The 22,209-nt window shown below is 65.8% G+C and carries 19 protein-coding genes; 7 read left to right on the top strand and 12 right to left on the bottom strand.

What is annotated here, in order from left to right; all coding sequences use genetic code 11:
* Nucleotides 1-416 precede the first annotated feature (416 nt).
* Genes ACQY4S_RS05365 through ACQY4S_RS05350 form a run of 4 tightly spaced genes read right to left on the bottom strand, consistent with a single transcriptional unit; the run spans nt 417 to nt 4,438 of the window.
* The gene (locus tag ACQY4S_RS05365) at nt 417-1,418 is read right to left on the bottom strand and encodes an ABC transporter ATP-binding protein (protein WP_428484157.1); all 1,002 of its coding nucleotides are present in this window, start codon (nt 1,416-1,418) and stop codon (nt 417-419) included.
* The gene (locus tag ACQY4S_RS05360) at nt 1,411-2,493 is read right to left on the bottom strand and encodes an ABC transporter ATP-binding protein (RefSeq protein ID WP_428484156.1); all 1,083 of its coding nucleotides are present in this window, start codon (nt 2,491-2,493) and stop codon (nt 1,411-1,413) included. Before ACQY4S_RS05360 ends, ACQY4S_RS05365 begins: the two co-directional genes overlap by 8 nt.
* Nucleotides 2,490-3,440 (bottom strand): ABC transporter permease, encoded by a 951-nt coding sequence (locus ACQY4S_RS05355; protein WP_428484155.1) that lies wholly within the window; start codon nt 3,438-3,440, stop codon nt 2,490-2,492. Before ACQY4S_RS05355 ends, ACQY4S_RS05360 begins: the two co-directional genes overlap by 4 nt.
* A 59-nt stretch (nt 3,441-3,499) precedes the next feature.
* Nucleotides 3,500-4,438: an ABC transporter permease gene (locus ACQY4S_RS05350; protein ID WP_428484154.1), complete on the bottom strand. Its 939-nt coding sequence runs from the start codon at nt 4,436-4,438 to the stop codon at nt 3,500-3,502.
* A gap of 250 nt (nt 4,439-4,688) precedes the next feature.
* Between ACQY4S_RS05350 and ACQY4S_RS05345 the strand changes: the two genes are divergently transcribed.
* From ACQY4S_RS05345 to ACQY4S_RS05335, 3 genes are read left to right on the top strand one after another with little or no spacing between them, the layout of a single operon-like run.
* Nucleotides 4,689-5,411 (top strand): isochorismatase family protein, encoded by a 723-nt coding sequence (locus ACQY4S_RS05345; protein ID WP_428484153.1) that lies wholly within the window; start codon nt 4,689-4,691, stop codon nt 5,409-5,411.
* A gap of 47 nt (nt 5,412-5,458) precedes the next feature.
* Nucleotides 5,459-7,078, top strand: a complete 1,620-nt coding sequence (locus tag ACQY4S_RS05340) for an ABC transporter substrate-binding protein (protein WP_428484152.1) — start codon at nt 5,459-5,461, stop codon at nt 7,076-7,078.
* Between the two features lie 9 nt (nt 7,079-7,087).
* Entirely contained in the window at nt 7,088-8,689 is a 1,602-nt protein-coding gene (locus ACQY4S_RS05335) for an ABC transporter substrate-binding protein (RefSeq protein WP_428484151.1), read from the top strand.
* Between the two features lie 150 nt (nt 8,690-8,839).
* Here ACQY4S_RS05335 and ACQY4S_RS05330 read toward each other — a convergent pair whose 3' ends face one another.
* From ACQY4S_RS05330 to ACQY4S_RS05320, 3 genes are all read right to left on the bottom strand, one after another.
* Nucleotides 8,840-10,261 carry an amidase gene (locus ACQY4S_RS05330; RefSeq protein ID WP_428484150.1) on the bottom strand — a complete coding sequence of 474 codons (1,422 nt, stop codon included), beginning with the start codon at nt 10,259-10,261 and terminating at the stop codon, nt 8,840-8,842.
* A gap of 139 nt (nt 10,262-10,400) precedes the next feature.
* Nucleotides 10,401-11,120 (bottom strand): NUDIX hydrolase, encoded by a 720-nt coding sequence (locus tag ACQY4S_RS05325; protein ID WP_428484149.1) that lies wholly within the window; start codon nt 11,118-11,120, stop codon nt 10,401-10,403.
* Nucleotides 11,113-11,949 carry a nitroreductase family protein gene (locus ACQY4S_RS05320; RefSeq protein WP_428484148.1) on the bottom strand — a complete coding sequence of 279 codons (837 nt, stop codon included), beginning with the start codon at nt 11,947-11,949 and terminating at the stop codon, nt 11,113-11,115. The genes ACQY4S_RS05325 and ACQY4S_RS05320 overlap by 8 nt, the downstream gene beginning before the upstream one ends.
* 84 nt (nt 11,950-12,033) lie before the next feature.
* Here ACQY4S_RS05320 and ACQY4S_RS05315 point away from each other — a divergent pair, with 84 nt between their 5' ends.
* Entirely contained in the window at nt 12,034-13,098 is a 1,065-nt protein-coding gene (locus ACQY4S_RS05315) for an Ldh family oxidoreductase (RefSeq protein WP_428484147.1), read from the top strand.
* A gap of 323 nt (nt 13,099-13,421) precedes the next feature.
* Here the strand turns inward: ACQY4S_RS05315 and ACQY4S_RS05310 are convergent, their stop codons facing one another.
* The 4 genes from ACQY4S_RS05310 to ACQY4S_RS05295 form a co-directional block, all read right to left on the bottom strand.
* Nucleotides 13,422-13,622: a hypothetical protein gene (locus tag ACQY4S_RS05310; protein ID WP_428484146.1), complete on the bottom strand. Its 201-nt coding sequence runs from the start codon at nt 13,620-13,622 to the stop codon at nt 13,422-13,424.
* Nucleotides 13,623-14,020: 398 nt separating this feature from the next.
* Complete coding sequence (locus tag ACQY4S_RS05305) at nt 14,021-14,938, bottom strand: dihydrodipicolinate synthase family protein (protein WP_428484145.1); 918 nt, start codon at nt 14,936-14,938, stop codon at nt 14,021-14,023.
* Nucleotides 14,939-14,951: 13 nt separating this feature from the next.
* The gene (locus ACQY4S_RS05300; RefSeq protein ID WP_428484144.1) at nt 14,952-15,479 is read right to left on the bottom strand and encodes a YcgN family cysteine cluster protein; all 528 of its coding nucleotides are present in this window, start codon (nt 15,477-15,479) and stop codon (nt 14,952-14,954) included.
* Between the two features lie 141 nt (nt 15,480-15,620).
* Complete coding sequence (locus ACQY4S_RS05295; protein WP_428484143.1) at nt 15,621-16,499, bottom strand: lipid-binding SYLF domain-containing protein; 879 nt, start codon at nt 16,497-16,499, stop codon at nt 15,621-15,623.
* A 429-nt stretch (nt 16,500-16,928) separates the two neighbouring features.
* Between ACQY4S_RS05295 and ACQY4S_RS05290 the strand changes: the two genes are divergently transcribed.
* The gene (locus ACQY4S_RS05290; RefSeq protein ID WP_428484142.1) at nt 16,929-17,816 is read left to right on the top strand and encodes a transporter substrate-binding domain-containing protein; all 888 of its coding nucleotides are present in this window, start codon (nt 16,929-16,931) and stop codon (nt 17,814-17,816) included.
* A 22-nt stretch (nt 17,817-17,838) separates the two neighbouring features.
* The gene (locus ACQY4S_RS05285; protein ID WP_428484141.1) at nt 17,839-18,507 is read left to right on the top strand and encodes an amino acid ABC transporter permease; all 669 of its coding nucleotides are present in this window, start codon (nt 17,839-17,841) and stop codon (nt 18,505-18,507) included.
* Nucleotides 18,508-18,645: 138 nt separating this feature from the next.
* Here ACQY4S_RS05285 and ACQY4S_RS05280 read toward each other — a convergent pair whose 3' ends face one another.
* Nucleotides 18,646-19,101: a DUF29 domain-containing protein gene (locus tag ACQY4S_RS05280; RefSeq protein ID WP_428484140.1), complete on the bottom strand. Its 456-nt coding sequence runs from the start codon at nt 19,099-19,101 to the stop codon at nt 18,646-18,648.
* A gap of 397 nt (nt 19,102-19,498) precedes the next feature.
* Between ACQY4S_RS05280 and ACQY4S_RS05275 the strand changes: the two genes are divergently transcribed.
* The gene (locus tag ACQY4S_RS05275; RefSeq protein ID WP_428484139.1) at nt 19,499-22,156 is read left to right on the top strand and encodes an MGH1-like glycoside hydrolase domain-containing protein; all 2,658 of its coding nucleotides are present in this window, start codon (nt 19,499-19,501) and stop codon (nt 22,154-22,156) included.
* Nucleotides 22,157-22,209: the final 53 nt, after the last annotated feature.

The raw sequence follows: 22,209 nt of genomic DNA, 5'->3' as shown, positions 1-22,209 counted from the left end.
TTCCTTTCCTGCTAGTCAGGCGTTTCTCGTTGAGTCAGGCGTTCCGCCGTCGCACCCACATGTTCACTCGGTTCACGTCGATCGCCCGATCACCTCGGTCGTTCAAATCACCTTGGTCGTTCAAATCACCTCGGTCGTTCGGCTCACGCTCGGTTCACGTCGATCGCTCGGTTCACGTCGATCGCTTGGTTCACGTCGATCGTTAGGTCACGGCGGTCATTTGGTCACGGCAATCATTCGGTCACGTCGGTGGCTCGATTCCCGTCATGGCAGGCCTTGTGCCGGCCATCCGCGCACAAACGCCGAGGGCGGATGGCCGGCACGAGGCCCGCCATGACGAATTGCGGACAATCGCAAACCCGCGGACAGCGCATATTGCCCGCCCTTGTGCCCGCCATAACGCACAGGAGACAACACTACGCCAACGCCCATGGCACCAGTTCCCGAACCCGCAGACAACGCGCCATGGCGCCGGCCTCGGTGGTCACCACCGGCGTTTCACCCTGCCGGCAGGCCTCGATCGCGTGCCGGCAGCGCGGCGCGAAGGGGCATCCCGGCGGCAGGTTCGCCAGGTTCGGCGGCGTGCCCCTGATCGTCTCCAACCGGTGGCCGCGCATGCCGCCATGCACCGTGGAGGACAGCAGCCCCTGCGTATAAGGATGCATCGGCTGCTTCATCACCTGCCTTGTCGTCCCGGTCTCGACAAAGCGGCCGGCGTACATAACGGCGATGCGGTCGGAGATTTCCGCCGCCGCGCCGACATCGTGGGTGACGAAGACGATCGCCATGCCGAGTTCCGCCTGCAACTGGCGCAGCAGCAGCAGGATCTGGATCTGCACGGTCACATCCAGCGCCGTGGTCGGCTCATCGGCCAGCAGCACGGCGGGCGAGCAGGCCAGCGCCAGCGCGATCATCGCCCGCTGCCGCATGCCGCCCGACATCTCGTGCGGGAAATTCTTCAGGCGGCGTTCGGCGGAGGGAATTTTGACCTGTTCCAGCAGGCCAAGCGCCCGCTTCATCGCGGTGCGGTTGTCGCAGCCCTCGTGCTGCACGATGGTCTCGGCGATCTGCTCGCCAATCGTGTAGACCGGATCGAGCGCCGCCATCGGCTCCTGGAAGATCATTGAAACCGCGCCGCCGCGCAGCTTGGCCAATGCGGCGGCGGGCAAGCCGAGGATCTCCTGGCCGTTCAGCCAGACCTTGCCCGACACCTTGGCATAGGCGGGCAGCAGGCCCATCAGCGCCTTCAGGCTGACGCTCTTGCCGGAACCGGACTCGCCCAGGATCGTCAGGGTCTCGCCGGCGGCCAGGGAGAAACCGACGCCGTTGACGGCGGCGACATCGGTGTTGCGGCGGGTAAAGCGGACGGTCAGGTCCTCGATCCGCAGGGCAGGGGCGGCCACGTTGCCGTCAGGCATGAGGCACCGCCATGACACCCCCACGGGCTGCCTGCGCTTCGGGAACGTCGCAGGCGACCAGATGATTGGGTTCCGCGTCGCCACCGAAGGGGGCGGCCAGCACCGGCACCTTCTCCGCGCAACTCGCCCGCGCGAAGCCGCAGCGGGTGCGGAAACGGCAGCCGGAGGGTGGGTTGATCGGGTTCGGCGGATCGCCGGTCAGCGGCATCTCCGAGGTGCGCCGATCGGGGTCCAACGTTGGCTTGGAAGCGAACAGGGCCCGCGTGTAGGGGTGGCGCGGGTGGCGGTAGATCTCATCCACCGGACCGGCTTCAACCACCCGGCCGAGATACATCACCATGACCCGGTCGCTCATGTACTCGACGACGTTCAGGTCGTGGCTGATGAACAGGTAGGTCAGGTTGAAACTTTCCTTCAGGTCGCCCAGCAGGTTCAGCACCTGCGCCTCGACCGACTTGTCCAGCGCGGCGACCGCCTCGTCCAGGATCACCAGGCGCGGCTCCAGCGCCAGCGCGCGGGCGATGTTCACCCGCTGCCGCTGGCCGCCGGACAGTTCGTGCGGGTAACGCCGTGCGTACTGCCCGACGTTCAGGCCGACGCGGCCCAGCAGGCCCTCGGCGCGCTCGAACGCCGCCTTGCGGCCGAGGCCGTGCATGCGCGGCGCGTAGGCGATGCTTTCGGACATCGTCATGCGCGGATTGAGCGAGGTGTAGCTGTCCTGGAACACCATCTGCATCTGCCGGCGCATGTCACTGACCGAAATGCCGCCGCGGTCGCCGATCAGGTCGCCGTCGAACACCACCGACCCGGTGTCGGGCTCGATCAGGCGCATCAGCAACCGGGCGGTAGTGGACTTGCCGCAGCCGGATTCGCCGACGATGCCCAGCGTCTCGCCCTTGCGGACCGAGAACGAGACGTCATCGACCGCCTGCACCGTGGCGACCTGGCGGTTCAGCAGGCCGCCGCGCACCGGGAAGTACTTGCGGATGTTCTCGACGATCAGCAGCGGCTGGGCCGGGCCGCCGCGGTCCCTGGGATCAGCGGCGCGAGGACCAGGCGATAGGGCGGCACTCATTTGTTCAGCCTTACGTCCATGGCGCTGCGAAACCCGTCGCTCATGAGATTGAAGCACATTGAGGTCAGGAAGATCATCAGGCCAGGCAGCGCGGCGACATAGGGCTGCACGTAGATCGCCTGGCGCAGGGAGTTCAGCATCAGCCCCCATTCCGCCTGCGGCGGGGTGACGCCGAGACCCAGGAAGGAAAGCCCGGCGGACAGGATGATCGAAACGCTGATCAGGCTGGTGGCATAGACCAGGATCGGTCCCAGCACGTTGGCCAGCACATGGTGGCGGATGATTTGCAAGGTGCTGGTCCCGGAGGCCCGGGCGGCCTCGACGAAATCCAGGTTGCGCGCCTGGCTGGTGACGGTTTCCGAGATGCGTACCATCGGCGGAATGAACACCACGGCCAGCGCGATGATGGAATTGATCAGGCCGTTGCCCATCAGCCCGCAGATCGCAATGGCGAGCAGGATGGACGGAAACGCGTAGAACACGTCCATCATGCGCATGATCAGCGTGCCGGTCCAGCCGCCCGCGTAGCCGGCCAGGATGCCCAAGAAGCCGCCAACCAGCAGCGAGATCGTCACCGGCAGGATCGCCGCCAGCAGCGACAGGCGGCCGCCATAGCACAGCCGCGTCCACAGGTCCCGACCGGTTTCGTCGGTGCCCAGCCAGTGGCCCGGGGTGCCGATCGGTTTGAGACGGCCGAGGACGCTGCCGGCATAAGGGTCGTAGTGCGTCACCAGCGGCGCGCCCAGGGTGATGAACAGGATGCCGAACAGCACCAGGGTCACCGCCATGGTGACCTTGTCGCGCAGCAGGCGCTCAGCCACCGATCGCCAGTAGCCGGACGCTGGCAGGGCCGGCGCATCGCCAAGCGGATTTGTGTCGTCGGGATTGATGACGGAAGCGGAACGTTCGCCGTGTTCCGCTGCGCGCGACAAGGTTGCCTGCGACATAATGTCTCCCGCTTGGGCTTCTGCCACCTGCGCCGCTCCCACTGGTTCCGCGGTCCCGGTCAACGGCGGATGCGCGGGTCGATCGCCGCCTGGGCGATATCGACCAGCAGATTAAGGATGACGAAAAACGTCGCCAGCACCAGGATTGTTGCCTGAAGCACCGGGATGTCGCGGCGGAAGATCGCCAGGTTCAGCAGGTTGCCGGAGCCGGGCCAGTTGAACACCGTCTCGACCAGGATCGAGCCACCCAGCAGGTAGCCGAATTGCAGGCCCATCAGCGCCAGCACCGGCGGCGCGGCGTTCTTGGCGATGTGCCGGATCACCGGCCAGCGGGTCAGGCCTTTGGCGGACAGCGCGCCGACGAAATCCTGGCCGATGATGTCCAAGACGGTGGCGCGGACCAGCCGGCCGATCACCCCCATCGGGATCAGCGACAGGGTGATGACCGGCAGCACCAGGTATTGCAGCCGGTCGTACAGCGGCAGCGAATCGTCGCCCATTCCCTGCGCCGGCAGCCAGTCGTGCAGCACGGCGCAGGCCATCACCAGAACGATGGCGCACCAGTAGTGCGGCAGCGACACACCGATCGTGGCGATGGCCGAAAACACCTTGTCCGGCCAGCGGCCATGGTACAGCGCTGAAACCATGCCGCAGAAGATGCCCATGAAAAACCCAAGCGCGGCGGCCAGGATCGCCAGGACGAAGGTGTTTTCCAGGGCGACGACAAGCTGGCCCCAGACCGGTGTGGCGTTGAACACGGACAGGCCGAAATCGCCCTGCACCGCGCGCAGCAGCCAGAGCAGGTATTGCATGTACAACGGCTTGTCGAAGCCGAACGCCGCCTTCATCTGCGCGATTACCTCGGGCGAGGCTTCCGGCGGCATCAGCATGTCGATCGGGTTGCCCGGCACGATATGCACCAGCCCGAACACCACCAGGGACACGCCGAGCAGGATGGGGATCGCCTGCAACAGGCGGCGAAGGGCGAAAAGCAGCATGCGGCCAGGATTCTCCAATTGCCGAACGATTCGGGGCGCCTGGAGGAAGGCCTCGGAAGATCGTTCCCGCCAGGCATACTGATGCATTCCCGTTGCATTGTGCGATGCAACAATTAACCGAGTCCTAGCATAGTGCGAGGTTCTGTCCAGCCACCTGGACTGTTTTTATGCGATTGCATTCTTCCGGGCATGATTCTAGCCTGTCGGTTTGCGTCAAAGCCTGTTTTATAGGCAACAATGGAGGGTCCCAATGATCGACGGCCTGCATGAATCCTCGATCAATCCTGCCGTGGTTCAGCGCGTGACGGAGCGCCGCGGCAGCGTGCATGTGTTCGACAACCTCGTCGCGGCGCGAACCGCCCATGTCGTGGTCGACCTGCAGAATGGCTTCATGGCACCCGGCGCGGTGTGCGAGATCGGTTCGGCGCGGGAGATCGTGCCGAACGTCAACCGCATCAGCCAGGCGCTGCGCGACGCCGGCGGCCAGGTGGTCTACCTGCAGAACACGGTGGACGCGGAAGCAATCCGGACCTGGTCCACCTATTTCGACCATTTCTGCACGCCGGCGCGCCGGCAGCGGATGATCGAGACCTTCGCGCCAGGGTCGCACGGCCACGCGCTGTGGCCCGGCCTGGACGTCCAGCCGCGGGACCTGATCGTGCGGAAAAGCCGCTTCGGCGCCTTCGCGCCCGGTGCGTCCGACCTGCACGCCATCCTGCAGGAACGCGGTGTGGATAGCTTGATCATCACCGGAACCGCCACCCAGGTCTGCTGCGAGTCGACCGCGCGCGACGCCATGATGCTGAACTACAAGGTGTTCTTCGTTGCCGACGGCAACGCGACGTTCACCGACCAGGAGCACAACGGCACGCTGTCGGCGATGGCGCACACCTTCTGCGACGTGATCGGGACGCAAGAGCTGATCGGCATGATGCGGGTGGTAGCCAAGGCCGACGCACCCGCAATGGCATAGACCTTGCAGCCGCTGACCGGTAGCGATCACAACGGACTGGGCAGCGTATGACACTGACACGTCGGAGGCTTATCGCGGCGGCGGCGGGTTCGGCAGCCTTGCCGGCCATGCCTGCGGCAATCACGCCCGGCATGGCGGCGCCGCCCCAGGTGCTGCGGATCGGCATGACCGCGGCCGACCTGCCGACGACCCACGGCATTCCCAACAACGGCGGCGAGGGCTTCCGCTTCCTCGGCTATCCGCCCTATGACTCGGTGATCAACTGGGACTTCACCCACACCAACGAACTTGCCGACATCACCCCCGGCCTGTTCACCGCCTGGAAGATCGATCCGGCCAACCCGTTGCGCTGGATCTGCGATGTCCGGCAGGGGGTGAAGTTCCACGACGGATCGGATTTCAACGCCGACGCGGTGATCTTCAACTTCGGCCGGATCTTCGACGAGAAGTCGCCGCAATACGATGCCCCCGCCGCCCCGATCGTCCGCGCGACCGTTTCGATGGTCGACAAATACGAGAAAGTCGATGACAAGACCATCGTCATCACCACGCACTACCCGTTCAGCTTCCTGCCCTACCTGCTGACCCGCATCCTGATCGTCAGCCCGACGCAATGGGCAAAGACCGGAAAATCCTGGGCCGCCTTCGCCAAGAATCCGTCCGGCACCGGCCCGTTCAGGATCACCAAGGTGGTGCTTGGCCAGTACGCCGAGATGACCCGCAACGAGGACTACTGGGACAAGACGCGCATACCGAAGCTGGAGAAGCTGATCGTCTACCCGATGCCGGAGGCGACCACCCGCGTGGCCGCCCTGCGCTCGGGCCAGGTGGACTGGATCGAGGTGCCGCCGCCGGATGCGATCCCCTCGCTGAAGGCGGCCGGGTTCCAGATCAGCCTGTGGCCGTATCCACACACGTATCCCTATGTGCTGAACTGCCTGGACAGCTCGCCGTTCAAGGATGTGCGGGTGCGCCAGGCAATCAACTACGCCATCGACCGTGCCGGCCTCTGCGACCTGCTGAACGGCACCGCCAAGCCGGCCGTCGGCCTGTATCCCCAGGACAACCCGCTGTTCGGCAAGCCGACGAACCACTATACGCACGATCCGGCGAAGGCCAAGGCACTGCTGGCGGAGGCAGGCTATGGCCCGAACAAGCCGCTGAAGGCCAAGATCATGATCTCCACCTCCGGCTCCGGCCAGATGGTGCCGATCCCGATGAACGAGTTCATGCAGGAGAACTTCAAGGCCGTTGGCATGGATATCGATTTCGACGTGGTGGAGTGGGGGACCATGCTGGTGGCGGTCCGCGCCGCGCCGAGTTCGCCGCTGGCGCATGGCGATGACGGGATCAACATCAGCCTGAGTTTCACCGATCCGTCGTCGATGTTCCGCTACTATGCCAAGGACAGCTACTCCCCGACCAATTACAACTGGGGCCACTGGGACAACCAGGCGGCGACCAACCTGCTGCACAAGGCGCAGGCGACATTCGACAAGAACCAGCAGGATACGCTTCTGGCACAGGCGCATGCCATGGTGGTGGACGGCGCGCCCTGGCTGTTCATCGTGCACGACCTGAACCCGCGCGCCATGTCGAAGAAGGTCGCCGGGTTCAAGCCGGCGCAGAGCTGGTCCCAGGACTTTACCCAAATCAGCATCGTGTAAGGCGGCATCATGGACCGACGTGACTTCCTGGCCGGCGCGGCGCTCGCGGCGAGCCTGCCGGCGCTTCCCGCGCGGGCCGCCACCGGCGGCACCTTGCGCATCGCCATGACGGCGGCGGATCTTCCCACCGCCGGCGGCATTCCCAACAATGGTTTCGAGGGCTACCGCTTCCTCGGCTATCCGCCGTACGACGCGCTGGTGAACTGGGACCTGCGCCACCACCCCGACAAGCCGGCGGGTATCACGCCCGGCCTGTTCACCGCCTGGAACCCCGACAAGACCAACCCGCTGCGCTGGATATGCGGCGTGCGCCAGGGGGTGAAGTTCCACGACGGATCCGACTTCACCGCCGACGCGGTGATCTGGAACCTGCAGCGGGTGTACGACGAAAAGTCACCACACTACGACGCCACCTCGGCACCGATTGTCAAGGCCGCGGTGTCGATGATCGACACCTATGAGAAGGCCGACGATCAGACGATCGTCCTGACAACGAAATATCCGTTCAGCTTCCTGCCCTGGCTGCTGACCCGCATCCTGATGGTCAGTCCAACGCAGTTCGACGCGGTCGGCAAGACCTGGGCGGCGTTCGGCAAGAAGCCGTCCGGCACCGGGCCGTTCAAGATCACCCGCGTGGAGCCCGGGCAATACATCGAGATGGTGCGCAACGCAGCCTATTGGGACAAGGACCGCATCCCCAAGCTCGACAAACTCGTGGTCAGCCCGATGGCGGAGGCGACGACACGCATCGCCGCGCTGCGCTCCGGCCAGGTCGACTGGATCGAGGTCCCGGCGCCCGACGCGATCCCGTCCTTGAAGCAGGCAGGCTATATCGTTTCCTTGTGGCCGTATCCGCACACCTGGCCCTACTGCCTGGATTGCGAAGCCAATTCGCCGTTCAAGGACGTGCGGGTGCGGCAGGCGATGAACTACGCCATCGACCGCGACGGGCTGTGCAGCCTGCTGAACAACACCGCCAAGCCGGCGGTGGGGCTGTATGCGCCGGAAAGTCCTTTCTTCGGCAGTCCGACCCAGCATTACACGCATGATCCGGCCCAGGCGAAGGCGCTGCTGACGGCAGCCGGCTTCGGGCCAAACAATCCCATAAAGGCGAAGATCATGATCTCCACCTCGGGGTCGGGACAGATGCTGCCGATCCCGATGAACGAGTTCCTGCAACAGAACTTTGCTGCCGTCGGCATGCAGATCGACTTCGACGTGGTGGAGTGGGGCACCATGCTGGTGGCGGTCCGCAGCGATCCCAAGGCAACCCAGTCGCACGGCGACCAGGGCATCAACATCAGCCTCAGCTCCGTCGATCCATCCACCATGTTCCGCTACTACGCGAAGGACAGCTTCTCCCCCACCAACTACAACTGGGGACACTTCGACAATCAGACGGTCACTGATCTGCTGAAGCAGGCCCAGGCCAGCTTCGACCCGTCAGCACAGACCAAGCTGCTCGCACAGGCCCACGCGATCGTGGTCGATGAAGCAGCCTGGCTGTTCATCGTGCACGACCTCAACCCCCGCGCCATGAGCAAGAAAGTCCAGGGCTTCGTGCCGGTGCAGAGCTGGTTCGTGGACTTCACCCAGATCTCGATGGCGTAAGGAAGGCGGCGGCTCTGCCCCTCGACCCCGCCAAAGACTGACGCCCTTGGAACCCATTTAGGAGTTTGGGGGAGAGGGGGCGACTGAGGCGGTTGCAACGGCTGTGTCGCCCCCTCTCCCCCAAACCCCTGGACGGGGATCAAAGGGGCATCAGCCCCTTTGCGGGTCCAGGGCAGCGCCCTGGCCTAGCTTCGGCCGCCGCGACCTAGTGTGCAGCGCACGTTCCAGCGCCGCGCCGACGCGCAGCACCAGGGCGTCCTCGAATGGCCGGCCGCCGATCTGCAGGGCCAGCGGCAGGCCGCTGTCGCTGAAGCCATTGCAGATCGACAGGGCGGGGCTGCCGGTGACGTTGAAGGCGCGGTTGAAGAACGGCTGAAAGCCGGAAGCCATGGAATCCTCGCCGATTGGCCGGGCGGGGCAGCGCGCGGTGGGGAAGATCAGCACATCCACGGTTTTCATCGTCTCCGCCAGGTCGGCGACCAGCCTGGCGCGCTGGCGCTGGGCGTTGACGTAGTCGGCCGCGGCGACGAAGGCGCCGGCCATCAGCCGGTGCCGGCCATAGGCGCCATACAGATCCGGCGTCGCGCGCAGCCAGTGCTGGTGGATGGCATACGACTCGCTGCGGGAAATCAGGCTGCCGATGTCGGCGTAATGGCCGAACGGCGCCAGTGTCACGTCGCCGACGATGGCACCCATGTCGCGCAGCGCCATCACGCTGGTCTCCAGCGCGGCAATGGTCTCGGGATCGGTCAGCAGGTCGGTCTCGAAGAAATGCCGCACCACGCCGACGCGCAGGCCGGTTAGCGTCTGGCCGATCGTCGCGGTGAAGTCCGGCACCGGCACAGCCGCGCTGGCGGCATCCAGCGGATCATGGCGCGCCAGCACCTGCAGCATCAGCGCGCAGTCCTCGGCGGTCCAGGCCATCGGTCCGGCGTGATCCAGGGAGAACGACAACGGCAGGATGCCGCGCCGGCTGAGCAGCCCGTAGGTCGGCTTGTGGCCGGCGATGCCGCACCACGCGGCCGGGCCGCGGATCGATCCGCCAGTGTCGCTGCCCATCCCGCCCGTGCACAGACCCGCCGCCACCGCCACCGCCGACCCGGACGAGGAGCCGGAGGGATCGAGCGTGATGTCCCACGGATTGCGCGCCGGCGGCCACGGCAGATCAAAGGAGGAACCGCCGATGGCGAACTCCCACGTCGCCAGCTTGCCGGTGATCACCGCGCCGGCCTGCTTCAGCAAGGTGACGGTGAAGGCGTCCTCGGCGGGCACATGGTCCTTGAACAAGGCCGAGTGGCCCGTGGTGCGGATGCCGGCGGTGTTGTAGATGTCCTTCAGGCCGATCGGGATGCCGTGCAGCGGGCCTTGCCAGTTGCCGGCGGCGATCTCCGCTTCGGCCTTTCTCGCATCCGTCAGGGCCTGATCTTCCAGCAGCAGAAGATGACTGTTCAGCCTGCCGTCGAGACGTTTCACGCGGTCGAGAAAAGCCGTGGTCAACTCAACAGGAGACAATTTCTTGTCACGGATCAGGGCGGATGCCTGAGCGATAGTCAGGAAATGCAGGTCGGTCATCAAATGCGTCCTTGCCTTCAGAAGCTTAGATCTGCGCAAGCAAATCCGGGACCAACCGAGGTCGGATCGTGACACGCGGCCGCGCCCGGTGGTGAATTTTAATGGCATCATATGCAATGAAAGTCGCTGGCCTGGCCTGCTACTCCATCCGCCAGCCGCGATCCCGCAGCAGCACCGGGGTATGCGTCTGGCTGTCGCGTTCCGCCTCGGTCATGCTGATCCATTGCCGCAACCGTTCCAGCATCCGGCGGGTGGGCGCGGCGAGGTCCAGGGCCAGCGCCTCGGTCAGGGCATAGAAGCGCAGCCCGTCCAGTTCGCCGTCGCCACCTAGCGTGCCGCTGACGTGCTCCGCCGAAACCACCAGGAACCGGGCGTTGAAGCGGATCGGACCGGGCGCCGGGGTCACCGCGCGCGCCAGGTAGTGCAACACGTCCAACCGCGGCGGGGTGCCCAAGGGGATGCTCAGTGACAGGCCGGTTTCCTCAGCCAGTTCGCGCGCCGCCGCCATCGCCAGGCCATGTGCCAGCTTCGGGTTGGTGTTCTTGCGCAGGGCGCGTTCCGTGGCCGGCGACAGCGGCGTGGCACTGGGCGCGCTCAGGTCGGCGCGATCGACACGGCCGCCGGGGAACACCAGCCGGTTGGGCATGAAACGGTGCTTCGCGCCACGCATGCCCATCAGCATGTGCGGCTCGTTACGTCCCCCTGCGGCCTCAATTCGCAGCACGATCAGGCTGGCCGCGTGCCTGGCGCGAACCGTCCGCGCGGTGACTTCGGCGGCCGCGACCAGTCGGGCGTCATCAGGCAAGCGGGCGTCATCAGGCAAGCGGGCGTCATCAGGCAAGCCGGCGTCATCAGGCAAGATCGAATCCCCTGGTCTTCAGGTAGGCGGCAAAGCCGAACCGCTCCGGCACCGATAGCTGACGAGCGACGTTCTCGCTCCAGCCGACACCCTCGCGCGGCAGATAGATGTCGCCGTTCTTCTGGCTGCCGGCCGCCACCGGTTCACGCGCGCCGCGGCGTTCGTCATACGCGGCGATGGCGTCGGGCAGTGCATGGTCGTCGTAGCATTCCCGGTGCACCACCATGGATGGCGGCAGCCGCATCGACACCGGGCGGCGGAACACTGGCCAGCCCACGCTCAGGCCGGCGACCGGATAGACCCCGGCGGGCAGGCCCAGCAGCGGCGAAACCCGCTCGATGTGGGAGCGGACATAGCTGATCGGGCAGGTGCCCAGGCCCACCGCGTCGGCCGCCGCCATGAACTGCCCCATGGCCAGCGTGCAATCAACCGCGGTATTGAGGAACGTGTCCAGGTTGTTGTTGGCATGCGGCATGTCGTGCAGCGCGCACAGCCGCTGGCCGCGCCGCATGTCGCCGCACCACACCAGGAACACCGGTGCGGTGGCGATCCAGTCCATCGTGCCGATCCAGTCGGCGATCCGCTTGATCCGGGCGCGGTCGCGCATCACCACGACCGAGAACTGCTGCAGGTCGGACTTCGCCGGTGCCGACTGCGCCGCCGCCAGCAGGGCATCCAGCAGCGCGTCCGGCACATCCTGCTCGGTGTAGCGGCGCGTCACCCGCCGGTCGAGCAAGCCGGCGATTGCCTCCGGCACCGTTGTCTCCGGCAGGTCGATGCCGAAGCGTGCCCGCAACAACGCCTGTCCATTCGCTTGCTTCGCCTCCATGCCGGCCTCCTTCGCATTGCCGTGTCACCCTTGCCGGAACCATGCCAACGCGCAAGGCTCTCGGCACCAATCGGAGGAGACACCATGCCCGCATCCTATGCGACCCACCGCGCCCAGTTGAAAGCCATCCTGCTCGCCTGGGGCATGCCGGAGGCAAATGCCGAGACCACCGCCGACGTGCTGTCCTGGGCCGACCTGCACGGCGTCGACAGCCACGGCATGTCGATGATCCCCGGCTACGATGCGCTGCGTCGCTCGGGCCGCGCCAAGATGGATGCCCGGCCGAACATCGTGCGGGAGACGCCGGTGTCGGCCCTGGTGGACGGCGGCGGCGGCCTGGGTCACGTGCCGGCGCACTTCGCCATGACGGTGGCGATCGGCAAGGCCAAGGTGGTGGGCATGGCGATCGCCACCGTGCGTGGCTCCGCCCATTTCGGCGCCGCCGGCTACTATAGCCTGATGGCCGCCAGGCAGGGCCTGATCGGCATGTCCTGCACCAGCGCCTCCGGCATCCAGGTCGCCCCCACCTTCGGCAAGCAAGCCAGGCTCGGCACCGATCCCTGGTCCTTCGCCGCGCCCAGTGCCGATGGCGTGCCATTCCTGCTGGACATGGCGACCACCACCGTGGCGGCCGGCCGCATCCGCAACAAGGCCAACGAGGGCCTGCCCACGCCGGACGGCTGGGTGCTGGATGCCGAGGGCCAGGCAAGCAACGATCCGCTGGTGGCGAAGCAGAAGGGCGGTTTCCTGACGTCCCTCGGCGGCTCGCCGGAGAACTCCAGCTACAAGGGCTACGGCCTGGCGACGATGGTGAACATCCTGGCGTCCTGCCTGTCCGGGGCGACCTTGATTACCGACCCGATGCACACGAAGACGCCGCGGGGGATGGATATCGGCCACTTCTTCATGGCGATCGATCCCGCCATCTTTCGCGCCTCGGACGACTTCCAGAACGACGTCGCGCAATTCCTCGGCGACCTGCGCGCCACCACGCCAATCGATCCGGCGCGCCCGGTCATGGTCGCCGGCGACCCGCAGTGGAAATACGCCGAAACGCGGATGCGGGACGGCATCCCCGTCGGGTCAGGACTGCTGACCCAGGTCCGCCACATCGCCCAGGCCGCCGCAGCGCCGTGGCTGCTGGATTGAGGTGGTGCCGAATGCTCAGGCGTAGTTGGATGCGTTTGTAGGGCGTCGAGCACCCGCCGACTGCGCTCGGTGAACTTGGTGTCGCCGAACGGATTGCCGCCGTTCAGCCGGCCATCGCTGGCAGCGTCGTCGCCACCGCCGCTTGAAGGTGCCGCCATGAGCTGTGGTCCCAGGCGACCCGTACCACCTTCTTCACTATCCAAGTCGACATCAGAAAAGCTCGCCGTTCAGCGCCTTCATGACGACGGTTCGCGCGCCTGGACAATAACGCTGCTCAGCATGCTAAATGGTAGTATCGCGATCCCGTCCCGGCGGTTGACGATCTACCAGCCGCCGAACCAGATGCCCACACCATGAACGACCCCCACCGGGAAGAACATCGCCGCCGCGATCAGCAAATTGTGCAGACCGTTGGAGGCGCAGAAGACGATGGATGTCAGCCACGCGGCATAAATGAACAAGCTCGTCGATAGCAGCATACCCATCGTGCTGAAAGTCATCGGACCGCCAATGTGCCGTCTCATGCGACCCTCCAGTTTCTGCGAGTCCGATGCCAGATCGCCAAATCTTCCGCGTCGCCCGCCGACGCAGACTGTAAAGCTGGCGTGTCGTCAGTTGGTTGCCTATTTCGCCGTGGCAAGAGGTTGGTTCCTGACTGTTTGATCATTGTAAGGACACTTTACACAATTGATCAACAATCGGGCGCAACATCCGCGCGGGCGGCGGTCAGTGCCGGCGCCCGACCGCCCAACCTAGAGCGGTTCCCGATCACGTTGCGCCAATTTGTTATGGCCGGGCTCATATGAGCCCGGCCATGACGGGTCAAACCGGAGCAGCCTGATCGGAAACTGCTCCGCAAGACGAGTTGTACATCCGTGGGCAGGCGATCGGCAACGACGAGAGCCAGCGTACGCAGCCGCGGTCAGGCGGCTTTTGCCAGCCTGACCCCACTGGCATCGAACGTATTGAACAGCACCGCCTGCTGCGCCTCGGTCAGCTTCAGGTGCGGCGGGCGGATATTGTGCCAGCCGGCATCGCCGGTGTTGCGCGCCACCAGCGCCTTCAGACCCGGGATCAGCGGCACCGACGTCACCGCCTTGCGCGTCGCCGTCAGCATCGTCTGCGCCGCCGCGGCATCCGGCCCCTGCCACCCGGCATAGACCCGCGCGCCGATCGCGCAGTTCACGTTGGCGGCCGCGGTGATGCAGCCGGCGCTGCCCTTTTCCAGCAGCGGCTTCAGCAGCGAGTCGTCGCCCGCGTAGACCTCGAACCCGTCGTCGGCGAACGCCTCGACATAGGCCAGCGCGTTGTCGTAGTCGCCGCTGCTGTCCTTCAGGCCCTTCACCTTGCCCGGATTGGCCGACCGCAGCCGATCGATGAACGACACGGTGAATGGCACCGCCGACTGCTGCGGGAAGTTGTAGAGGTAAAGCCTGATGTCGCCGGCGACGCGCTGGATCACCTCGTTGAAATAGGCCAGAAGTCCGTCGTCGGAGGGGTTCTTGTAGTAGAACGGCGGCAGCAGCAGCGCGCCGCGACAGCCGGCGGCTTCGGCCGCGCGGGTCAGCAGCACGGTGTCGGTGATGTTGGTGGTGCCGGTGCCGGGCAGCATCCTCGCCGCCGGGATGCCGCGTTCGACCAGGCCTTCCAGCACCGCGATGCGCTCGTCCAGGCCCAGGCTGTTGGCTTCTCCGGTGGTGCCGAGCACCGCCAGGCCGTTGCAGCCGTTGGCCAGCAGCCAGCGGCAGTGCGCCGCCATGCGGTCCAGGTCGATCGACAGGTCGGCGTGCATCGGCGTCAGCACCGCCGCGTTCACGCCACCATACAGCGCGTCCTTCATCGTCCAGCCTCCTTCATTCAGCTCTCGTCTTCCGGCCGTTTCGCCCCAACGTCCCTGGCGCCCCAACGTCCTTGACGCAGGGTGACCTGGCACGCGGCATCTTGCCGGGCCAGTCGACGATATGGCTTTCCAGCGGCCCGGCGTGCCGTTCGCTGATGGCCCTGCCGCGGACCGAGACGCCAGCCTGGTGCACCGTATCCGGATCGCCGGATACCAGCGGGTGCCACCAAGCCAGATCCTGGCCATCGCGCACGCGACGATAGGCGCAGGATGGCGGCAGCCAGTCGATGTCCAGCAGGGCTCGCGGCGTCAGGCTGACGCAATCGGGCACCCGGCGCTGCCGCTTGGCATAGTCGCCACAGCGGCAGGACTCCAGGTCCAGCAGGCGGCAGGCGACGCTGGTAAAGGACAGCGCATCGGTGTCCTCATCGCGTAGCTTGTGCAGGCAACAGCGGCCGCAGCCGTCGCACAGGGATTCCCACTCGTCCCGGGTCATCGCTTCCAGGCGCTTGGTCTTCCAGAACGGCAGGTCGTTGGTCATTCCCGGATTGTAGGAGCCGCCGCTCGGATTGGCCAGGGAGGGGTTCCGGCCCGGCGCCCCGATCGGGGATCCGATCCAGCGTCTCGATCGGGAAGCCGGCTGACCGGACCAGAACAAATCCCTGGCCTGCCCGACCCGTTGCTATCGCCCGGGCGGCGCCAGATTCTGCTGCTGCACCGGACCCTGTCCGCCCGCACCCGGCAGCGGGGTCAGATAGACCGGGCCCGAGGACGGCGGCGCGGAAGGCGGCGGCGCGCCCTGACCTTGCGGCTGATATGGCGCGTAAGGCGGCGTATAGCCCGGCGGCCGTGATGGCGGCGCCGACACCCGCTCCGGCCCCGGACCTGAGCCGTATCGCGTCAGCAGACCCCGCAGCGGTTCGGCGCCAGGGTTGTTGCCCTGCATCTGCATGACGATCTGCCGGGAGCCGGTCGGCCGGTTGTAGTAGCTCTGGTCCCACTCGGTCAGCGCGGACATCAGGCTGCCTTCCAGCGCGACGCCGCCGAACAGCCCGCGTGACTCGGAAAACGCAACGATATCCGCGCCGACAGCCGCGGTGGTCGATCCCTGGATGCCGGCGCCGATCGTGGCCACCGCGATCGAGGCGTTCGCACCCAGCTTGATCTGGCTGTCCAGCACCGCGTTCAGGCCGCGTTCGGTCAGGATCAGCAGGAAAAGCTGGCTGTCCTCGATGCCGAACTGGAAGCCGAAGCTGCCGCTGCCGATGGTGTAGAACGCCGGATAGGACCAGGTGCCGTTGCCGGCGCGGGCCAGCAGCACGCAGCGTCCGCCCTCGCCGCCAAAAAAGAAGCCGGCCTTGAAGATGCGCGGGCAGATCATCACCGCCTTGGCCCGCCGCAGCAGCGATCGCGGCCCGTCCGATACCGTCTGGGTCATCAGCTCCTGCGTCGTCAGGGTGGCGCGATCCACCAGGATCTGCTGCTCGCCTGGCGTGGCCGGGCTGCATCCGGCCAGCAGTGGCAGCAGCGCCAGTGCCGCTATCGCCAGAACTCTGATCATTCCGCGTGTCTCCGTGCCATCACCGATGCGCCTGATAAGCGTGCCGCCGAGTCGCGCGCAACATTGTCCAGCATGATCCTGGCCCGACGCCGGGTGGATCAATCAATGCGCGGTTAGCAGCGGCGCGTTTCCGACGCTATCGGGCGGAGGCCGCCATCCACGCCTTGCGGTACTGGTGTCGACAAAGCCATGGTTGGCGGGCCTGCCCCTCACGCGCCTGCTCGCTCGCCCGCCGTGACGGGATCGCACAAGAATGCCTGACTCGCGTCCGTTGCTGTTCCACGAACACTGAGCCTGGCGCCTCCGGCACGGCTTGCCGGATCGCGCGCATGGCCTGTCGATTGCATCACCAGGGACTGCTATGAAGCCGGCCATCATGGTGCATAAGCCATCACGCGTGACGTCCACGGTGGTTGAAAGGATGAACGGATGACCAACGATCGGGGAAACGAGATCCGAGGGAGGCAAGGGTTGAGCCGGCGAGGCGTCGCGGCGGCCGCCGTGCTGCTGCCAGCGCTGTCGCTGATCGGGTTGGCGCCAGGGGTCGTGCGGGCGCAGTCCACGGCCGAGAGCACCTTCGACCGCATTCGCCGCACCAAGACTCTGCGTATCGCCGCCTTGCCGGGAGAGCTGCCGTATTTCCAGAAGGACCTGGCGACCGGCCAATGGTCGGGCGCCTGCATCGACATGGCGCTGGACATCGCCAAGGTATTCGACGCGAAACTTGAGTATCTCGAGTCAACCTACGGCAACTCGGTGCTGGACCTGCAGTCCAACAAGGTGGACCTGGCGTTCGCGCTGAACCCCACCCCGGCGCGGGCGCTGTCGATCGCCTTCAGCCGGCCGATGATCATTCACCCGTTCGGCTGCCTGGCCAAGCACGGGCTGGCGCCGAAGACCTGGGACGACCTGAACAAGCCGGAACTGGTCATCGTCTTCGACATCGGCTCGCTGCACGAAACCGCCGCCAGGCGCTACTGCCCGAAAGCGCAGCTGACCGGCTTCAAAACCCGCGATGAATGCACCCTGGCCTTGCAATCGGGCCGCGCCGATGCGCAGATCGAGGCCGCCCTGCTCGGCCTGGCCACGGTCGGCAAGAACCCGGCGCTGGGCCCCTACTACCTGCTGTCCAACCCCACCGTCGCGCTGCCAAGCTGCCTCGGCCTGCAGCGCGAGCCGGACACCCGGTTCCGCGAGGTGATCGACGCCTGGATCGACATGAACCGCGGCACCGGACAGATCCGCGAGTGGATGCTGCAGGGCCTGGCGAAGCTCGGCGTCAACCGAGACCAGGTTCCCGCCAGCCTGACGTTCTGACGCGAAGCGGGAGAGGTCCCACATGCATTACCAGTGGGACTTCGGCTTCCTGCTGCGCTACGTGCCGCTGTTCGAGCGCGGCGTGATGGTCACCCTGGGCTATACCGCGGCGACGATCTTCCTCGGGCTGATCATCGGCCTGGCGCTGGGACTGGGGCGGCTGTCCCGCTCCGTCCTGCTGAACATCCCGCTGGTGGCCTTCATCGAGGTGTTCCGCTGCACCCCGCTGCTGGTGCAGATCGTCTGGTTCTATTACGCGCTGCCGGTGCTGCTCGGCATCCAGATCCCGGCCACCGTGGCCGGCATCCTGACGCTGTCCTGCTACACCGGCGCCTTCTATGCCGAGATCTTCCGCGGCGGCATCATTTCGATCGAGCAAGGGCAATGGGATGCCGCCCGCTCCCTGGGGTTGCGGCGGTGGCATGTGATGCGGCGGGTGATCCTGCCGCAGGCGATCCGCCGGATGATCCCGCCCTTCGTCAACCAGTCGATCACGCAGTTGAAGAACACCTCGCTGGTGTCGACGATCGCGGTGCCGGACCTGCTGTACAACGGCACCCTGGTGACGGCGGACACCTACCGGCCGCTGGAGGTCTATACCGTGGTGGCGCTGATCTATTTCGCGCTGCTGTTCCCCAGCACCTTGCTGGCACAGGCGTACGAGCGACGGCTGGCGAAGCGGCCGCGGTAGGCGCTGCGAGTTTGGCGGCGGCGAGCTATCCGCAATGGAACCGGGATCGCGCCTCAGCATCATAGCCGGGTTTGGCTCGTTCACCCACGGCTTGCGGTGCTGCGGGTCGCCATTCGAGAGCGCACGAACCAGACCTACTCAAGGAAGCCAGTCGCCAACCACCTGATCCTCGGTAAACGTCAGGCCGTCGATATCAACGCGCGGCTGTTCGTTGTATATTCCCAGCGATCGCGCCACGCGTCGGCGGGATCGCGTGGTCTCGTCCGCGATCATGGTCGGCACGGCGTGACGCAAGCTGGGACTTTCCGCCAGTATGAGGTCGATGTCGTCACGCGACCGACCGATGGTTTCCTTCCAGCCGTTGCGTGGATCAAGCGCTGGAGACGCCTGCAGCTTGATCAGATGCTCCAGCACCGTGCCAATATGGCTGCGCAATTCCCGTCTATAAGACTTGCCCAACGACTCGATCTCCTCGGCGATGTTGGGCCAGTCCAACTCCACGCTGTTGACGCGCTCGCCAGCGGCCATCCGGCTCAGCAGTTTCGCTTGCTGTTCGGACCAAGCCACCACATCGGTGTCATACAAATCATTCATTCAATCGCCTCCTGCCACAGTCAGGCTTAAGCAACAGATTACGAGATCTGAACCGCCTTCGCTATCAGGACCGCGGCTATGCGACCAGCAACACCATGGCCGGCGCGGCCAGCAGGAACAGGCGTTTCATTGGCAGGCTTTCCCAATCGTCGAATTTCCTGGCATGGCCAAGCCTGTTCTAGTCGTGCGCTGCCCCCAGATGGCGTGAACTGGAACCCGTTGCCTTGTCGCCAACATAAGTCAGTCGAGGCTGGCGTGGCAAAGAAGTCACGGCCGGCGCCGCCCGACGCTCCGCGGGCCGACGCCGCGAACTTCCGTGTCAGCGCCGATGGCGAAACCTCCGCCATGATGAGTAGGAAGAGCGATGAATGGCCGACGTACCAGCTTAGGATCCTCCATGCCGAGCGTCTTGCTGCAAACAGTTGAAGGCAAGCGCCTCGCGGACCGCGAATCCTGGCTCCACTGGGGCCCATACCTCGCCGAACGCGAATGGGGCACCGTCCGTGAGGACTACTCGGCCACCGGCGACGCCTGGAACTACCTGCCGTTCGACCACGCCCGCAGCCGAACCTACCGCTGGGGGGAGGACGGCATCGCCGGCTTCACCGACGACCGGCTGCGCTGGTGCCTGTCGCTGGCGCTGTGGAACGGCCGCGACCCGATCCTGAAGGAGCGGCTGTTCGGCCTGACCAATGCCCAGGGCAACCATGGCGAGGACGTCAAGGAGCTGTATTACTTCCTCGATGGCACGCCGACGCATTCCTACATGCGGATGCTCTACAAGTATCCCCAGGCCGCGTTTCCCTACGGCTCCCTGATCGCCGAGAACGCTCGGCGTGGTCAGGACCAGCCGGAATACGAACTGCTCGACACTGGGGTGTTCGACCAGGACCGCTACTTCGACGTGGCCGTGGAGTACGCCAAGGCAACGCCGGAAGACATCCTGATCCGCGTCACCATCGACAACCGTGGGCCAGAGGCGGCCGACCTGCACGTGCTGCCGCAGCTCTGGGCGCGCAACACCTGGGACTGGCGGCCGGGCATCCCGCGCCCCATCCTGAGACTGGCGAAGGCCGGCATCGACGCCTTCCACAACCGCATGCCGGACCGCCGGCTGGAGATTGATTGTCCGGCGGCCTGGCTGTTCTGCGACAACGAAACCAACACGCGGCGCCTGTATGGCGCGGACGCGGCCGGCCCGTTCAAGGACGGCATCGACGACTTCGTCGTGAACGGTCAGCACGATGCGGTGGACCGCCAGCAGGGCACCAAATGCGCCGCGCACGTGACACTGACCATCCCGGCCGGCGGACGCCGGACCGTGCGGCTGCGCTGGCGGGAGGCTTGTCAAGCCGCTGACCCGTTCGCCGACCACGACGCGATCATGGCTGCCCGCCTGGCCGAAGCCGACGAATTCTATGCGGTGCTGCAAGCCACCATCGCCGATCCGGACGCGCGCCTGGTGCAGCGTCAGGCGCTGGCCGGGATGCTTTGGTCCAAGCAGTTCTACCGCTTCGACGTGCGCCGCTGGCTGGAAGGCGACCCGCTGCAGCCGCCACCGCCACCGGCCCGGGAGCAGATCCGCGACACCGACTGGAAGCACCTGAACAACCGCGACATCATCTCGATGCCCGACACGTGGGAGTATCCGTGGTACGCGTCCTGGGACCTTGCCTTCCAGGCGGTCACCTTCGCGCTGATCGATCCGGCGTTCGCCAAGCACCAGCTTCTGCTGCTGACGCATGAATGGTACATGCATCCGAACGGCGCCCTGCCGGCTTATGAGTGGGATTTCGGCGCGGTCAACCCGCCGGTGCACGCCTGGGCCGCCTGGCGGGTCTTCCGCATGGATGCCGCGCTGAGCGGCCAGCCCGACTTCGACTTCCTGGAGCGCGTCTTCCACAAGATGCTGATCAACTTCACCGGCTGGGTGAACCGCCAGGACATCGAAGGCCGCAACGTCTTCCAGGGCGGCTTCCTCGGGCTGGACAACATCGAGGTGTTCGACCGCAGCCAGAAGCTGCCGGTGGCCGGACGGATCGACCAGTCGGACGGCACGTCCTGGATGGCGATGTATGCCCTGAACATGATGCGCATCTCGCTGGAATTGGCTACCCGCAACGGCGTCTATCAATCCACCGCGACCAAGTTCTTCGAGCACTTCCTTGCCATCGCCGACGTCATGACCCGGCAGAGCGGATATCGCGGATTGTGGGACGAAGTGGACCAGTTCTACTTCAACGTGCTGCAGCGGCCTGACGGTTCAGCCATTCCGCTGCGGCTGTTTTCCCTGGTCGGCCTGTTCCCGCTGTTCGCGGTGGAGGTGCTGGAGCCCGAAGCGGTCGAACGCAATCCGGAATTCGCCGCCAGATTGCGCTGGGTGCTGGCGCACCGGCCCGACCTCGCCGGCCTGGTCTCGCACTGGGACGTGGAAGGACAGGGGTCTCGGCGCCTGCTGTCGCTGCTGCGCGGCCACCGCATGAAGGCGTTGCTGCGCCGCATGCTGGACGAGACGGCGTTCCTGTCGCCGCATGGCGTGCGCAGTGTCTCACGCGTGCATCGGGACAAGCCGTTCACGCTCGATCTGGACGGCCAGCACTTCAGCGTGGGCTATGTGCCGGGCGACAGCATCAGCCGCGAGTTCGGTGGCAATTCGAACTGGCGCGGGCCGGTCTGGATGCCGGTCAACTTCATGATCATCGAATCGCTGTATGGCTTCCATCATTATTACGGCGATGATTTTCGCGTCGAGTATCCGACCGCGTCCGGCGTGAAGCTCAGCCTGCGGGAAATCGCCGACGCACTGTCCGCCCGCCTGACCCGGCTGTTCCTGCGCGGGCCGGACGGCCGGCGCCCGATCTTCGGCGATGTCGCGCGGCTGCGGGACGATCCGCATTTTCGCGACCATGTGCTGTTCCACGAATACTTCCATGGCGACACCGGGCAGGGGCTGGGCGCCTCGCACCAGACGGGCTGGACAGGTCTGGTGGCGCTGCTGCTGCATGGGCGGGAGCCGGATGATCCAACCCTGATGGACATGCCGGCGGGGGATTAGGCAGCAGAATTGTATCGACGGCGCTGGCTGGCCGTCCAGGTGCTTCAATGCTG

The sequence above is a fragment of the Rhodopila sp. genome (assembly GCF_965276935.1).
In the GTDB taxonomy this organism is placed as follows: domain Bacteria; phylum Pseudomonadota; class Alphaproteobacteria; order Acetobacterales; family Acetobacteraceae; genus Rhodopila.
Note: the sequence above shows the minus strand (reverse complement) of the source record. Positions and strands in the feature narration are given on the sequence as shown.

What these genes read in the sequence shown, in the direction of transcription:
- ACQY4S_RS05365 (WP_428484157.1), bottom strand. Translation starts at nt 1,418, where the DNA reads ATGCCTGACGGCAACGTGGCCGCCCCTGCCCTGCGGATCGAGGACCTG.
- ACQY4S_RS05360 (WP_428484156.1), bottom strand. Translation starts at nt 2,493, where the DNA reads ATGAGTGCCGCCCTATCGCCTGGTCCTCGCGCCGCTGATCCCAGGGAC.
- ACQY4S_RS05355 (WP_428484155.1), bottom strand. Translation starts at nt 3,440, where the DNA reads ATGTCGCAGGCAACCTTGTCGCGCGCAGCGGAACACGGCGAACGTTCC.
- ACQY4S_RS05350 (WP_428484154.1), bottom strand. Translation starts at nt 4,438, where the DNA reads ATGCTGCTTTTCGCCCTTCGCCGCCTGTTGCAGGCGATCCCCATCCTG.
- ACQY4S_RS05345 (WP_428484153.1), top strand. Translation starts at nt 4,689, where the DNA reads ATGATCGACGGCCTGCATGAATCCTCGATCAATCCTGCCGTGGTTCAG.
- ACQY4S_RS05340 (WP_428484152.1), top strand. Translation starts at nt 5,459, where the DNA reads ATGACACTGACACGTCGGAGGCTTATCGCGGCGGCGGCGGGTTCGGCA.
- ACQY4S_RS05335 (WP_428484151.1), top strand. Translation starts at nt 7,088, where the DNA reads ATGGACCGACGTGACTTCCTGGCCGGCGCGGCGCTCGCGGCGAGCCTG.
- ACQY4S_RS05330 (WP_428484150.1), bottom strand. Translation starts at nt 10,261, where the DNA reads ATGACCGACCTGCATTTCCTGACTATCGCTCAGGCATCCGCCCTGATC.
- ACQY4S_RS05320 (WP_428484148.1), bottom strand. Translation starts at nt 11,949, where the DNA reads ATGGAGGCGAAGCAAGCGAATGGACAGGCGTTGTTGCGGGCACGCTTC.
- ACQY4S_RS05315 (WP_428484147.1), top strand. Translation starts at nt 12,034, where the DNA reads ATGCCCGCATCCTATGCGACCCACCGCGCCCAGTTGAAAGCCATCCTG.
- ACQY4S_RS05310 (WP_428484146.1), bottom strand. Translation starts at nt 13,622, where the DNA reads ATGAGACGGCACATTGGCGGTCCGATGACTTTCAGCACGATGGGTATG.
- ACQY4S_RS05305 (WP_428484145.1), bottom strand. Translation starts at nt 14,938, where the DNA reads ATGAAGGACGCGCTGTATGGTGGCGTGAACGCGGCGGTGCTGACGCCG.
- ACQY4S_RS05300 (WP_428484144.1), bottom strand. Translation starts at nt 15,479, where the DNA reads ATGACCAACGACCTGCCGTTCTGGAAGACCAAGCGCCTGGAAGCGATG.
- ACQY4S_RS05295 (WP_428484143.1), bottom strand. Translation starts at nt 16,499, where the DNA reads ATGATCAGAGTTCTGGCGATAGCGGCACTGGCGCTGCTGCCACTGCTG.
- ACQY4S_RS05290 (WP_428484142.1), top strand. Translation starts at nt 16,929, where the DNA reads ATGACCAACGATCGGGGAAACGAGATCCGAGGGAGGCAAGGGTTGAGC.
- ACQY4S_RS05285 (WP_428484141.1), top strand. Translation starts at nt 17,839, where the DNA reads ATGCATTACCAGTGGGACTTCGGCTTCCTGCTGCGCTACGTGCCGCTG.
- ACQY4S_RS05280 (WP_428484140.1), bottom strand. Translation starts at nt 19,101, where the DNA reads ATGAATGATTTGTATGACACCGATGTGGTGGCTTGGTCCGAACAGCAA.
- ACQY4S_RS05275 (WP_428484139.1), top strand. Translation starts at nt 19,499, where the DNA reads ATGCCGAGCGTCTTGCTGCAAACAGTTGAAGGCAAGCGCCTCGCGGAC.